Annotated in this window: 10 protein-coding genes and 2 pseudogenes; 11 read left to right on the forward strand and 1 reads right to left on the reverse strand. The window is 40.7% G+C overall.

The window, feature by feature from the left end; genetic code table 11:
- The first annotated feature begins 246 nt into the window (after positions 1–246).
- Entirely contained in the window at positions 247–1,311 is a 1,065-nt protein-coding gene (gene pepA, locus RYK12_RS00460; RefSeq protein WP_314846394.1) for a glutamyl aminopeptidase, read from the forward strand.
- A 19-nt stretch (positions 1,312–1,330) separates the two neighbouring features.
- A complete protein-coding gene (locus RYK12_RS00465; protein WP_033679682.1) occupies positions 1,331–1,627 on the forward strand; it encodes a bacteriocin immunity protein in 297 nt (98 codons plus the stop codon).
- 98 nt (positions 1,628–1,725) lie between these two features.
- On the opposite strand, the gene RYK12_RS00470 is transcribed toward RYK12_RS00465, so the two are convergent.
- Positions 1,726–3,357, reverse strand: a complete 1,632-nt coding sequence (locus RYK12_RS00470) for a Na/Pi cotransporter family protein (protein WP_049499742.1) — start codon at positions 3,355–3,357, stop codon at positions 1,726–1,728.
- Positions 3,358–3,660: 303 nt separating this feature from the next.
- On the opposite strand from RYK12_RS00470, the pseudogene RYK12_RS00475 reads away from it, so the two are divergent.
- The 9 genes and pseudogenes from RYK12_RS00475 to RYK12_RS00510 all read left to right on the forward strand — a co-directional run.
- Positions 3,661–8,439, forward strand: a pseudogene (locus tag RYK12_RS00475) (bacterial Ig-like domain-containing protein); the annotation flags it as partial.
- Between the two features lie 18 nt (positions 8,440–8,457).
- Positions 8,458–8,934, forward strand: a pseudogene (locus RYK12_RS10155) (G5 domain-containing protein); the annotation flags it as partial.
- A gap of 89 nt (positions 8,935–9,023) precedes the next feature.
- Positions 9,024–10,220 (forward strand): phosphoglycerate kinase, encoded by a 1,197-nt coding sequence (locus RYK12_RS00480; protein WP_001096743.1) that lies wholly within the window; start codon positions 9,024–9,026, stop codon positions 10,218–10,220.
- A gap of 135 nt (positions 10,221–10,355) precedes the next feature.
- Positions 10,356–10,883, forward strand: coding sequence for an aromatic acid exporter family protein (locus RYK12_RS00485; RefSeq protein ID WP_049496374.1), 528 nt, complete (start codon positions 10,356–10,358; stop codon positions 10,881–10,883).
- Positions 10,884–10,959: 76 nt separating this feature from the next.
- Positions 10,960–11,316, forward strand: coding sequence for a transcriptional repressor GlnR (gene glnR, locus RYK12_RS00490; protein WP_000659548.1), 357 nt, complete (start codon positions 10,960–10,962; stop codon positions 11,314–11,316).
- A 36-nt stretch (positions 11,317–11,352) separates the two neighbouring features.
- Positions 11,353–12,699 carry a type I glutamate--ammonia ligase gene (gene glnA, locus RYK12_RS00495; RefSeq protein WP_001122886.1) on the forward strand — a complete coding sequence of 449 codons (1,347 nt, stop codon included), beginning with the start codon at positions 11,353–11,355 and terminating at the stop codon, positions 12,697–12,699.
- Positions 12,700–12,818: 119 nt separating this feature from the next.
- Entirely contained in the window at positions 12,819–13,139 is a 321-nt protein-coding gene (locus RYK12_RS00500; RefSeq protein WP_031233152.1) for a PadR family transcriptional regulator, read from the forward strand.
- Positions 13,139–13,714, forward strand: coding sequence for a DUF2812 domain-containing protein (locus RYK12_RS00505; RefSeq protein ID WP_084887533.1), 576 nt, complete (start codon positions 13,139–13,141; stop codon positions 13,712–13,714). The genes RYK12_RS00500 and RYK12_RS00505 overlap by 1 nt, the downstream gene beginning before the upstream one ends.
- Before the next feature lie 34 nt (positions 13,715–13,748).
- A complete protein-coding gene (locus tag RYK12_RS00510; protein WP_314846402.1) occupies positions 13,749–14,261 on the forward strand; it encodes a DUF2812 domain-containing protein in 513 nt (170 codons plus the stop codon).
- Positions 14,262–14,374: the final 113 nt, after the last annotated feature.

Genomic DNA, 14,374 nt, shown 5'->3' on the forward strand with positions numbered 1-14,374 from the left:
CGAAGTCAACTATTTTCTACGAATTTCATGAAAAACTGAACAAATATAGCATTGAATTGTTTTTTTGTTTGGAAATTAATAGTTTGGTTGGTCTTGGAATAGTTCTTAGATTTCACCTCACACGCAAGAAAATACAATCTTTTTCTAAGATACAGTAAGACTAAGATACTAATTTAGAAATCTACCTTCCCGCTATCCTTCTCCTATAAAAAGTGGTAAAATGGATGAAAGAAAGAAGGAACTGAAATGACAATATTATTTTCAAAAATCAAAGAAGTAACAGAACTTGCTGCGATCTCAGGTCATGAAGCGCCTGTCCGTGCTTATCTTCGTGAAAAGTTGACACCGCACGTGGATGAAGTGGTGACAGATGGTTTGGGTGGTATTTTTGGTATCAAACATTCAGAAGCTGCGGATGCACCGCGCGTCTTGGTCGCTTCTCACATGGATGAAGTTGGTTTTATGGTCAGCGAAATAAAGCCAGATGGTACCTTCCGTGTCGTAGAAATCGGTGGTTGGAATCCTATGGTGGTTAGTAGCCAACGTTTCAAACTCTTGACTCGTGATGGTCGTGAAATTCCTGTGATTTCGGGTTCTGTCCCTCCACATTTGACTCGTGGAAAGGGTGGACCAACTATGCCAGCCATTGCAGATATCGTCTTTGATGGCGGTTTTGCGGATAAGGCTGAGGCAGAAAGCTTTGGCATCCGTCCTGGCGACACCATCGTGCCAGATAGTTCTGCAATCTTGACAGCCAATGAAAAAAATATCATCTCAAAAGCTTGGGACAATCGCTATGGAGTTCTCATGGTGAGCGAGTTGGCAGAAGCTCTGTCAGGTCAAAAACTTGGCAATGAACTCTATCTTGGCTCTAACGTCCAAGAAGAGGTTGGTCTCCGCGGTGCTCATACATCTACAACCAAGTTTGACCCAGAAGTTTTCCTAGCAGTTGACTGCTCACCTGCTGGTGATGTTTATGGCGGTCAAGGTAAGATTGGGGATGGAACCTTGATTCGTTTCTACGATCCAGGGCACTTGCTTCTTCCAGGGATGAAGGATTTCCTTTTGACAACGGCTGAAGAAGCGGGTATCAAGTATCAATACTACTGTGGTAAAGGCGGAACAGACGCTGGCGCAGCTCATCTGAAAAATGGTGGTGTCCCATCAACAACAATCGGAGTCTGTGCTCGTTATATCCACTCTCATCAAACCCTCTACGCTATGGATGACTTCTTAGAAGCGCAAGCTTTCTTGCAAGCCTTGGTGAAAAAATTGGATCGTTCAACAGTTGATTTGATTAAAAATTATTAAACTTAAGGAGGTGGTAGGGATGGTAGAACCAAACCTAGAAAGCCTTGTAAAAGATCTTTACAATCATGCTCGACATGATTTGAGTGAAGATTTAGTTGCTGCTCTCCTAGAGACTGCTAAAAAACTGCCTACTACAAATGAGCAATTGCTGGCAGTTCGTCTCTCAGGCCTGGTCAATCGTGAATTGCTCCTAAATCCCAAACATCCGGCACCTGAGTTGCTCAACTTGGCTCGCTTTATCAAAAGAGAAGAAGCAAAGTACAGAGGAACTGCAGCTTCTGCGATTATGTATGGGGAGCTCTTTAAAATGCTTTGATTCCATTGTGGATCAAAGCATTTTTTTCTATATGGTAGAAAAGCAATTCTTGGTTAGGAAAAGAAAAAGCCATCCTATTTAGGATAGCTTCTTGGTTTTTAGATTTGTTCAGCGATGACCTTTTCAGCTAGATTCATAGCGTGGTCAGATACACGAGTATAGTGGGAAATGATGTCGATAAAGTTGACCCCAGCTTGCGTTGAACACTCGCCCTTGTTGAGGCGTTTGATGTGGGTCTTTCTGAGAACACGTTCCATATTGTTGATTTCTTTATGGCGTTCAATCAGACTTTGAGCTTTTTCAATATCATTGTTTTCCACGCTATCAAGGGCATCCTTGATAAAGCCAGTGGTTTTTTGATAGATATCAGCCAATTCCTGTAAAGCAGCTTCAGAGAACTCGACATTTTTACGTTGAAGGTAGTCAGTCAGATTGATTAGGGCTTCTGCGTGGTCCCCAATCCGTTCCAAATCACGGGATGAATCCAGGATGTTGGTGAGCACTTCACTTTCTTTCTGGCTAAGGGCTTCACTTGAAAGGGTAATAAGGTAACGAGTCAATTTTTCATCAATGGTATTGATGGCTTCTTCTGTCTTGTGGCCTTTTTCAGCAACCTTTTCATTAAGGTCAATGATGTAGTTGTATGAAAGGTCAAAGGCTTTAGAAGCATAATTTCCCAAGTGAAGGAGTTCTTTTTTGGCATTTCCGAGAGCGATTGATGGAGCTTGTTTAATCAAATGCTCATCAAGATAAAGTGGCTCGTACTTGACAACTTCGTCTTCACCAGGGATGAGCTTGGTTACAAAGTAAGCCAAGGCTCCGATGAATGGAAATTGGATAATAGTATTTGTGATATTAAAGGTTCCGTGGGCGAAGGCAATGGTCATTTCTGGAGCCAGATTGAGTGTAGATTCAAACCATTGAATCAAGCCAGTGAAAGGTACAAGGAAGACAATACAGATAACCGTACCAATCACGTTAAAGGCGACATGGGCACCAGCAACACGTTTGGCAGCGATATTGGCTCCAAGAGAAGCAATAATAGCTGTAATGGTCGTTCCGATATTATCACCAAACAAGACTGGTAGGGCACCTTGTAGATCAATCAAACCACTTGCGTAAAGATTCTGTAGGATACCGATAGTTGCGGAAGAAGCTTGAATGAGTAGGGTTAGTCCAGTTCCGACAAAGACACCGAGAATAGGACTCTTACTTAGTTCAACCATGTAGTCTCTAAAGACTTGCAGGTCTTTTAGAGGCTCCATTGCACCGCTCATAAGATTGAGAGCGAAGAAGATACCACCTACACCAAAAATGATACGTCCGATGTTATTGATAGAGCGATTCTTGGTGAAGAAGAGACAAATCGCTCCGATGAAAAGCATTGGTAAGGCGTAATCTCCTAGCTTAAAACCGATGATAAAGGATGTAACGGTAGTTCCAATATTGGCACCCATGACAATACCGATAGCTTGACGCAAGGTCAAAAGTCCTGCGCTGACTAGCCCCACTGTAATGACTGTGACCCCAGAACTTGACTGAATTAGCGCCGTCATACCGATACCAACTAGCACACCGAAGAACGGATTGCTAGTGTACTTGTCAATGTAAAAACGAAGGCGATCTCCAGCAGCTTGTTGCAAACCGTCTCCCATGGTCTTGATACTATATAAGAATAGTCCCAGACCACCTAAAAAGTGAAATAAAATTTCCTGCCAATTAATGGACATTTCTTTTTCCTCCGAAAAATAATAACGGAATTTCTCCTATTCTATTTTAAAGGATAAAAGTAAATCTAACAAGTGTTAAGCTAAGATTTTAGAAAGAAAATTCGTTAGAATGGGCCTTAATTATATTAATTTTACCAATTTCTAACCTAGATATAGGTATTTCCTTTTATATATTGACATTTAAAAGAAATATTTTAAAATGAGGGAGGTATTATCTTGGTCCCTGTGATTGGGATAAAAATTTTATAAAGAAAGTTAAGCGCTTTCTTTTATGCAACAAAATCAATCCTTTAGGAGGAGAAAATGAAGAATCCATTTTTTGAAAGACGTTGTCGTTACAGTATTCGTAAGTTATCAGTAGGAGCCTGCTCGCTGATGATTGGGGCTGTTTTATTTGCTGGTCCAGCCTTAGCAGAAGAAACTGCAGTTCCTGAAAATAATGGAGCCAATACAGAGCTTGTTTCAGGAGAGAGTGAGCATCCAACTAATGAAGCTGACAAGCAGCATGAAGGAGAACATGCTAGAGAAAATAAGCCAGAAAAGGCAGAAGGAGTAGCGACAGTATCTGAAACTGCTTCGCCAGCAAGCAATGAAGCTGCGACTACTGAAACCACAGAAGCAGCTAGCGCAGCTAAACCAGAGGAAAAACCAAGTGAGGTGGCTGCAGAAACATCATCTGTAGAAGCAAAACCTAAGTCTGACAAGGAAATAGAAGCAAAGCCTGAAGCAACTAGCCAAGGAGATGAGTCTAAGCCAGCAGCAGAAGCTAATAAGATTGAAAAAGAAGTCCAGCCAGATGTCCCTAAAAATACAGAAAAAACATTAAAACCAAAGGAAATCAAATTTAATTCTTGGGAAGAATTGTTGAAATGGGAACCCGGTGCTCGTGAAGATGATGCCATCAACCGCGGCTCTGTTGCCCTCGCTCCACGTCGGACAGGTCATTTGGTCAATGAAAAAGCTAGCAAGGAAGCAAAAGTTCAAGCTCTATCCAACACCAATTCTAAAGCAAAAGACCATGCTTCTGTTGGTGGAGAAGAGTTCAAGGCCTATGCTTTTGACTATTGGCAATATCTAGATTCAATGGTCTTCTGGGAAGGTCTCGTACCAACGCCTGACGTTATTGATGCAGGTCACCGTAACGGGGTTCCTGTATACGGTACACTCTTCTTCAACTGGTCTAATAGTATTGCAGATCAAGAAAAATTCGCTGAAGCTTTGAAGCAAGACCCAGATGGTAGCTTCCCAATTGCCCGTAAATTGGTGGATATGGCCAAGTATTATGGCTATGATGGCTATTTCATTAACCAAGAAACAACTGGGGACTTGGTTGAACCTCTTGGAGAAAAGATGCGCCAGTTTATGCTCTATACCAAGGAATATGCTGCTAAGGTAAACCATCCAATCAAGTATTCTTGGTACGATGCCATGACTTATAACTATGGACGTTACCACCAAGATGGTTTGGGAGAATACAACTACCAATTCATGCAACCAGAAGGAGATAAGGTTCCAGCAGATAACTTCTTTGCTAACTTTAACTGGGATAAGGCTAAGAATGATTACACTATTACAACTGCCAACTGGATTGGCCGTAATCCTTATGACGTATTTGCAGGTTTGGAATTGCAACAGGGTGGTTCCTACAAGACCAAGGTCAAATGGAATGACATTTTAGATGAAAATGGGAAATTACGCCTTTCTCTTGGTTTATTCGCCCCAGATACCATTACAAGTTTAGGAAAAACTGGTGAAGATTATCATAAGAATGAAGATATCTTCTTTACAGGTTATCAAGGTGATCCTACTGGCCAAAAACCAGGTGATAAAGATTGGTATGGGATTGCTAACCTAGTTGCGGACCGTACGCCAGCAGTAGGTAATACTTTTACTACTTCTTTTAATACAGGTCATGGTAGAAAATGGTTCGTAGATGGTAAGGTTTCTAAGGATTCTGAGTGGAATTACCGTTCAGTTTCAGGTGTTCTTCCAACATGGCGCTGGTGGCAAAAATCAACTGGCGATAAGTTGAAAGCAAGCTATGATTTTGAAGATGCTTATAATGGTGGAACTTCTCTCAAATTTGCAGGTGATCTTTCAGGTGCGACCAAGCAAGATGTGAATTTGTACTCTACTCGCTTGAAGGTGACAGATACCACCAAATTGCATGTTGCCCACAAAGGAGGCAAAGGGACCAAGGTTTATGTAGAATTTGCAACCAAGAAAGATTATACCTACGGTGATGAAGCTGCCCGTAAAGAATTGACAGTTTCAGATAACTGGACTACCGATGATTTTGATTTGAGTGCCTTGGCAGGTAAAACAATTTACGGTATTAAACTCTATTTTGAAAATGACAAAGACTTAAAAGGTTATCAATTTAACCTGGGGCAATTGACCATCAGCAATAATCAAGATGCTCCTCAGGCACCAACCACAGTAGCTGTAGCCAAACAAGTCCTTAAAAATGCCCAAGAAGCGGAAGCAGTTGTGCAATTTAAAGGCAACAAGGATGCAGATTTCTATGAAGTTTACGAAAAAGATGGAGACAGCTGGAAATTACTAACTGGCTCATCTTCTACAACTATTTATCTACCAAAAGTTAGCCGCTCAGCAAGTGCTCAAGGTACAACTCAAGAACTGAAAGTTGTAGCAGTCGGTAAAAATGGAGTTCGTTCAGAAGCTGCAACCACAACCTTTGATTGGGGCATGACTGTAAAAGATACCAGCCTACCAAAACCACTAGCTGAAAATATCGTTCCAGGGGCAACAGTTATTGATAGTACTTTCCCTAAGACTGAAGGTGGAGAAGGTATTGAAGGTATGTTGAATGGTACCATTACCAGTCTTTCAGACAAGTGGTCTTCTGGACAGTTAAGTGGCAGTGTGGATATTCGTTTGACCCAGCCACGTACAGTTGTTAGATGGGTGATGGATCATGCTGGAGCTGGTGGAGAATCTGTAAACGATGGTTTGATGAACACCAAAGACTTTGACCTCTATTATAAAGATGCGGATGGTCAATGGAAGTTGGCTAAGGAAGTCCGTGGCAATAAAGCCCATGTTACAGATATTACCCTTGACAAACCTATCACAGCTCAAGATTGGCGCTTGAATGTTGTCACTTCTGACAATGGAACTCCATGGAAGGCTATTCGTATCTATAACTGGAAAATGTATGAAAAGCTTGATACTGAAAGTGTCAATATTCCGATGGCCAAGGCTGCAGCCCGTTCTCTAGGCAATAACAAGGTACAAGTTGGCTTTGCGGATGTACCGGCCGGAGCAACCATTACCGTTTATGATAATCCAAATTCTCAAACTCCGCTTGCAACCTTGAAGAGCGAAGTTGGAGGAGACCTAGCAAGTTCACCATTAGATTTGACAAATCAATCTGGTCTTCTTTACTATCGTACCCAGTTGCCAGGCAAGGAAATTAGTAATGTTCTAGCAGTTACTGTTCCGAAAGATGATAGAAGAATCAAGTCAGTCAACCTAGAAACAGGACCTAAGAAAACAAGCTACGCCGAAGGGGAGGATTTGGACCTTAGAGGTGGTGTTCTTCGAGTTCAGTATGAAGGTGGAGCTGAGGACGAACTTATTCGTCTAACTCACGCTGGTGTATCAGTATCAGGTTTTGATACGCATCATAAGGGAGAACAAAATCTTACTTTACAATATTTGGGGCAACCGGTACATGCTAATTTATCAGTGACTGTTACTAGTCAAGATGAAGCAAGTCCGAAAACTATTTTGGGAATTGAAGTAAGTCAGGAACCGAAAAAAGATTACCTAGTTGGTGATAGCTTAGACTTGTCTGAAGGACGCTTTGCAGTGGCTTATAGCAATGACACCATGGAAGAACATTCCTTTACTGATGAGGGAGTTGAAATTTCTGGTTACGATGCTCAAAAGACCGGTCGTCAAACCTTGACTCTTCGTTACCAAGGTCATGAAGTTAACTTTGATGTTTTGGTATCTCCAAAAGCAGCATTAAACGATGAGTACCTTAAACAAAAATTAGCAGAAGTTGAAGCGGCTAAGAACAAGGTGGTCTATAACTTTGCTTCACCAGAAGTAAAAGAAGCCTTCTTGAAAGCAATTGAAGCGGCCGAACAAGTGTTGAAAGACCATGAAACTAGCACCCAAGATCAAGTCAATGACCGACTTAATAAATTGACAGAAGCTCATAAAGCTCTGAATGGTCAAGAGAAATTTACGGAAGAAAAGACAGAACTAGATCGCTTAACAGGTGAGGCTCAAGAACTCTTGGCTGCCAAACCAAACCATCCTTCGGGTTCTGCCCTAGCTCCGCTTCTTGAGAAAAACAAGGTCTTGGTTGAAAAAGTAGATTTGAGTCCAGAAGAGCTTGCAACAGCGAAACAGAGTCTAAAAGATCTGGTTGCTTTATTGAAAGAAGATAAGCCAGCAGTCTTTTCTGATAGTAAAACAGGTGTTGAAGTACACTTCTCAAATAAAGAGAAGACTGTCATCAAGGGCTTGAAAGTAGAGCGTGTTCAAGCAAGTGCTGAGGAGAAGAAATACTTTGCTGGAGAAGATGCTCATGTCTTTGAAATAGAAGGTCTAGATGAAAAAGGTCAAGACGTTGATCTCTCTTACGCTTCTATTGTGAAAATTCCAATTGAAAAAGATAAGAAAGTGAAGAAAGTCTTCTTCTTACCTGAAGGCAAAGAGGCAGTAGAATTGTCTTTTGAACAAACGGATAGTCATGTCATCTTTACAGCACCACACTTTACTCATTATGCCTTTGTTTATGAATCTGCTGAAAAACCACAACCTGCTAAACCAGTAGAAAAAGTTATTTCAAGCAAGGAACCAGCTGAAGGTGTCAAAAATTTGGTTGTGGATACTCCGAAATTAGAAGTTGAAGAGACAAGTATTACCTTCGAACACCAAGAACGTCCAAATCCAAATCTTACAGTCGGTCAACGTCAACTTGTCCAAGCAGGAGTTGAAGGACAAATTCGCCGCTTGATTGAAGTAGATATCCAAGGCAATCGTACGCTTCGCGCTACAGAAGTTTTGAAAGAAGCAAGCCCTGAAATCGTAGAAGTAGGTACTGGTCTCATTCCTGCCAATCCAGCACCACAAAACACAGACCTTCCAAAACCTACTAATCAACCGGCTTCTGATCAACAAAAGGCTCCTAAATTGGAAGTTCAAGAGGAAAAGGTTGCCTTTGACCGTCAAGAGCATGAAAATGCTGATATGCTAGTTGGGGAACAACGAGTCATCATACAGGGACGAGATGGTCTGTTGAGACATGTCTTTGAAGTTGATGAAAACGGTCAGCGTCGTCTTCGTTCAACAGAAGTCATCCAAGAGGCGATTCCAGAAATTGTTGAAATTGGAACAAAAGTAAAAACTGAACAAGCAGTAGCGCCTACACAAGAAAAACCAGCCCAAAATACAGCAGTTAAATCAGAAGAAGCAAGCAAACAATTGCCAAATACAGGAACTGCTGATGCTAATGAAGCCCTAATAGCAGGATTGGCCAGCCTTGGTCTTGCTAGTTTAGCCTTGACATTGAAACAGAAAAAAGAAGATGAAGATTAAATATCGAAAAATCTTGTGAAATCTTTCCTTATATTTCCAAAGTGTGATATAATAGTTTCGAATAAAATAAATAAAGGGGTTTTTGTAACATGGCAAAACTTACTGTTAAAGACGTTGACTTGAAAGGTAAAAAAGTCCTCGTTCGTGTTGACTTCAACGTACCATTGAAAGATGGCGTAATCACTAACGACAACCGTATCACAGCAGCTCTTCCAACTATTAAGTACATCATCGAACAAGGTGGACGTGCAATTCTTTTCTCTCACCTTGGACGTGTGAAAGAAGAAGCTGATAAAGCTGGTAAATCACTTGCTCCTGTAGCAGCAGACTTGGCAGCTAAATTGGGCCAAGACGTTGTTTTCCCAGGTGTTACTCGTGGTGCTGAATTGGAAGCAGCTATCAACGCTCTTGAAGATGGACAAGTTCTCTTGGTTGAAAACACTCGTTACGAAGATGTTGACGGCAAGAAAGAATCTAAAAACGATCCTGAACTTGGTAAATACTGGGCATCACTTGGAGATGGTATCTTCGTAAACGATGCATTCGGTACAGCTCACCGTGCACACGCATCTAACGTTGGTATCTCAGCAAACGTTGAAAAAGCAGTTGCTGGTTTCCTTCTTGAAAACGAAATTGCCTACATCCAAGAAGCAGTTGAAACTCCAGAACGTCCATTCGTAGCGATCCTTGGTGGTTCAAAAGTTTCAGACAAGATCGGTGTTATCGAAAACTTGCTTGAAAAAGCTGATAAAGTCCTTATCGGTGGTGGTATGACTTACACATTCTACAAAGCACAAGGTATCGAAATCGGTAACTCACTTGTAGAAGAAGACAAATTGGATGTTGCGAAAGCTCTTCTTGAAAAAGCAAATGGTAAATTGATCTTGCCAGTTGACTCAAAAGAAGCTAATGCATTTGCTGGCTACACTGAAGTACGTGATACTGAAGGTGAAGCAGTTTCTGAAGGCTTCCTTGGTCTTGATATCGGTCCAAAATCTATCGCTAAATTTGACGAAGCTTTGACTGGTGCCAAAACAGTTGTATGGAACGGACCTATGGGTGTATTTGAAAACCCAGACTTCCAAGCTGGTACAATCGGTGTGATGGACGCTATCGTGAAACAACCAGGCGTTAAATCAATCATCGGTGGTGGTGACTCAGCTGCCGCAGCAATCAATCTTGGACGTGCAGACAAATTCTCATGGATCTCTACTGGTGGTGGAGCATCAATGGAACTTCTTGAAGGTAAAGTTCTTCCAGGACTTGCAGCCTTGACAGAAAAATAAGATTAACTAAATGAATCAAAGAAGAGGGGAATGAAAGTTCCTCTTTTCTTTTACTCGAAATAAAAACGCTTCCTCTCAACTATTGCTCATAAAATCAGCCAATTTATGATAAAATGGAAATAGAAAGTTGAGATTATGAGTTATTTTAAAAAATATAAATTCGATAAATCACAGTTCAGACTTGGTATGCGAACCTTTAAAACAGGTATTGCTGTTTTTCTAGTTCTCTTGATTTTTGGCTTTTTTGGTTGGAAAGGTCTTCAAATTGGTGCTTTGACAGCCGTTTTTAGCCTGAGGGAGAGTTTTGATAAGAGTGTCCATTTTGGGACTTCGCGTATTCTAGGAAATAGTATCGGTGGCCTCTATGCCCTGGTCTTCTTCCTATTAAACACCTTTTTCCACGAAGCTTTTTGGGTGACCTTGGTTGTTGTTCCAATCTGCACCATGTTAACCATTATGACAAATGTAGCCATGAATAACAAAGCAGGGGTTATTGGTGGTGTAGCAGCCATGTTAATCATTACCCTATCGATTCCGAGCGGCGAAACAATTTTGTACGTGTTTGCACGTGTATCAGAAACTTTCATGGGAGTTTTTGTCGCAATTCTCGTAAATTACGATATTGATCGTATTCGGCTCTTTTTAGAGAAAAAAGAAAAATAATGTTACATTTTATAACATTATCAATTGACGTTTGTCTTTTTTTAGACTATAATAGACAGAAAGAAGGAAATTGTAAATGAAGGAAAAAGAATTTCGCCGAAATATGGCTGTTTTTCCTATCGGCAGTGTTATGAAGTTGACCGATCTATCGGCGCGTCAGATTCGTTATTATGAAGATCAAGAGTTGATTAAGCCTGATCGAAACGAAGGGAACCGTCGCATGTATTCCTTGAATGACATGGATCGTCTGCTTGAAATCAAAGATTATATCTCTGAAGGTTATAATATCGCTGCCATTAAGAAAAAATATGCTGAACGTGAAGCGAAATCCAAGAAAGCGGTGAGTCAGACTGAGGTGCGTCGTGCACTTCACAATGAACTCCTCCAACAGGGTCGCTTTGCTTCAGTACGGTCACCTTTTGGTCGCGGTTAGGCAACCGCAAGTAGTCATACATTAAGGAGAAAACTCATGCCAATCACAGCTGCAGATATTCGTCGTGAAGTCAAGGAAAAAAATGTTACCTTTATCCGTCTCATGTTCTCAGATATTTTGGGAACCATGAAAAACGTCGAAATTCCTGCCACAGATGAACAGTTAGATAAAGTCTTGTCAAATAAGGCTATGTTTGATGGATCTTCTATTGAAGGTTTTGTACGTATCAATGAGTCAGATATGTACTTGTACCCAGACTTGGATACATGGACAGTCTTCCCTTGGGGAGATGAAAATGGAAGTGTTGCAGGTTTGATCTGTGATGTCTATACAACAGAAGGTGAACCATTTGCAGGTGACCCTCGTGGCAATTTGAAGCGTGCTCTTCGTCACATGGAGGAAGTGGGATTCAAGTCCTTCAACCTTGGACCAGAGCCAGAATTCTTCCTATTTAAGTTGGATGAAAATGGAGACCCAACACTTGAAGTGAATGACAAGGGTGGCTACTTTGATTTGGCGCCTACTGACCTTGCGGACAACACACGTCGTGAGATTGTGAATGTCTTGACCAAAATGGGATTTGAAGTAGAAGCGAGTCACCACGAGGTTGCGGTTGGACAACATGAGATTGACTTCAAGTACGATGAAGTTCTCCGTGCTTGTGATAAGATTCAAATCTTTAAACTTGTTGTTAAAACTATTGCTCGCAAACATGGGCTTTACGCAACTTTTATGGCCAAACCAAAATTTGGTATTGCCGGATCAGGTATGCACTGTAATATGTCCTTGTTTGATGCAGAAGGAAACAATGCCTTCTTTGATCCAAATGATCCAAAAGGAATGCAGTTGTCAGAAACGGCCTACCATTTCCTTGGTGGTTTGATCAAACATGCCTACAACTATACTGCCATCATGAACCCAACGGTTAACTCATACAAACGTTTGGTTCCAGGTTATGAAGCGCCGGTTTACATTGCTTGGGCTGGTCGTAACCGTTCGCCACTTGTGCGCGTGCCTGCTTCACGTGGCATGGGAACTCGTCTTGAGTTGCGTTCAGTGGATCCGATGGCAAACCCATACATCGCTATGGCTGTTCTTTTGGAAGTTGGTTTACATGGTATTGAAAACAAAATCGAAGCACCAGCTCCTATCGAAGAAAATATCTACATCATGACAGCAGAAGAGCGCAAGGAAGCTGGTATTACAGACCTTCCGTCAACCCTTCACAACGCTTTGAAAGCTCTGACTGAAGATGAAGTTGTCAGAGCGGCTCTTGGAGAACATATCTATACTAGTTTCCTTGAAGCCAAACGAATCGAATGGGCAAGCTATGCAACCTTCGTTTCACAATGGGAAATTGATAACTATTTAGACCTTTACTAATACTAATATAGAAGAAAGATTGCCTGAGGGCGGTCTTTTTTCTTGTGTTTTATATCGAGGTATGATATATTTTATATAACGAAGCGCGATATATCGAACTGAATAGGAGGTGAATGAAAATGGAATTAACGGATAAGATTCGTCGAGTTTATCTTCCGATGACGGAAACGGGTTTTTATATCTTGTTCTGTCTGCAAAAGGAAGGTCATGGGTACAGTATTACGCAAAAGGTCAAGGAGATGACAGATTTGCAAGTTTCGATTAGTCCTGGAACTATGTATGGAACCTTGTCAAAGATGGAAAAGGATGGTTTGATTTCCTTTGTCCGCGAAGAGGAAAAACGGAAAATCTATCAGATTACAGACTTGGGACGCAAAGTCTTAGATATTGAATTGAAGCGTATTGAACGGCTCTATAGAAACAGTCGGGAGGAAGGATGATGGAAAAGAAAATTGTTTATCGAATTTTTACAATTGCGGATTATGAGAGGGAGGCTCTATACTTTAGAGAAATGCATGCTAAGGGCTGGAAACTTAGAAAAGTAAGCTATTCTATCTTATTGTTTGCAGTTAAGTATACCTTTGAAAAGTGTCACCCTGAGCAAGTGTCTTATCAGTTGGATTTTTACCCAATGGAAAAATCAGAGAGAGCCTCCTATTTACAACTGTTTAAAGACTGTGGCTGGGAGCATATTACAGACTTTAATAGTTTTTCCTATTTTAGAAAAGTACATTCTGAAATTGAATCGGATGCAGAGTTTGAAATTTATAATGACGCGGCCGGGAAGTTAGCTATGGTTAATCGCATTTTAAGACTGCGATTAGTACCTGTTTTACTTTTGCTAGCCATACATATACCATTCTTACTTAAGTTGCTCAATAAAAGTAATGCGTATGGTCTATGGAGTTTATTTGCGGTCGGGCTAGATATTTTCTTGTCTTTAATCCTTTTGTTAATAGTTGCCTATATTAGCTGGAAGTTATGGCATAAAAAGAAGGAATTATCAGATTTATGATAGGGTAGGTATGCTCAAAATTGGAGGGGAAGTCATGATAAATAAAAAGCAATTTCGGATTTTCACCATTGTTGATTTGGACAAGGAAGAAGAATATTTACATGAGATGCATTTGAAAGGTTGGAGGTATAGAACGAGTCGTTTTGGTTTGTTCTATTTTTACCAATGTCAACCAGACGATGTCATCTACTGTATCTATGATTCTAGATTTCTTAAAAAATATAAGCATGAACTGCAAGATTTTAGAAATAGAGGTTGGGAATTGATAGGAGCAGGTTCTTGTTCGATTCTTCGTAAATCGTCTTCTAATTTACTTCCAGAGGATCAAGTCTATATGGCTAAGGGGCTCAGATGGGAAGTTATGCGAAATAGACTTCGTTCATGTACAGTTGCTTTCTCAGGTGGTCTTGTTATTTGTATGAGTTCGTTTAGAGAAGAACTGTCGCAATCTTTCTTTGTCATTTTTGCTCTATATTCCTTTATGATTTCTTATCTAATCCATGTTTTTTTCAGACTTAAAAGGAAATACCAAGTAGATGGAAGGTAGGGTTCTAGGTCTTTAGACTGATTTTTAGCACTCTTGGCAAAAGAGTGCTAATTTTTTGAGTTTTTATCTTGACATTCTCTTTTAAGGGTGTATAATAGAATCATAAGTTAGCA

The organism is uncultured Streptococcus sp. (assembly GCF_963518475.1).
Classification (GTDB): domain Bacteria; phylum Bacillota; class Bacilli; order Lactobacillales; family Streptococcaceae; genus Streptococcus.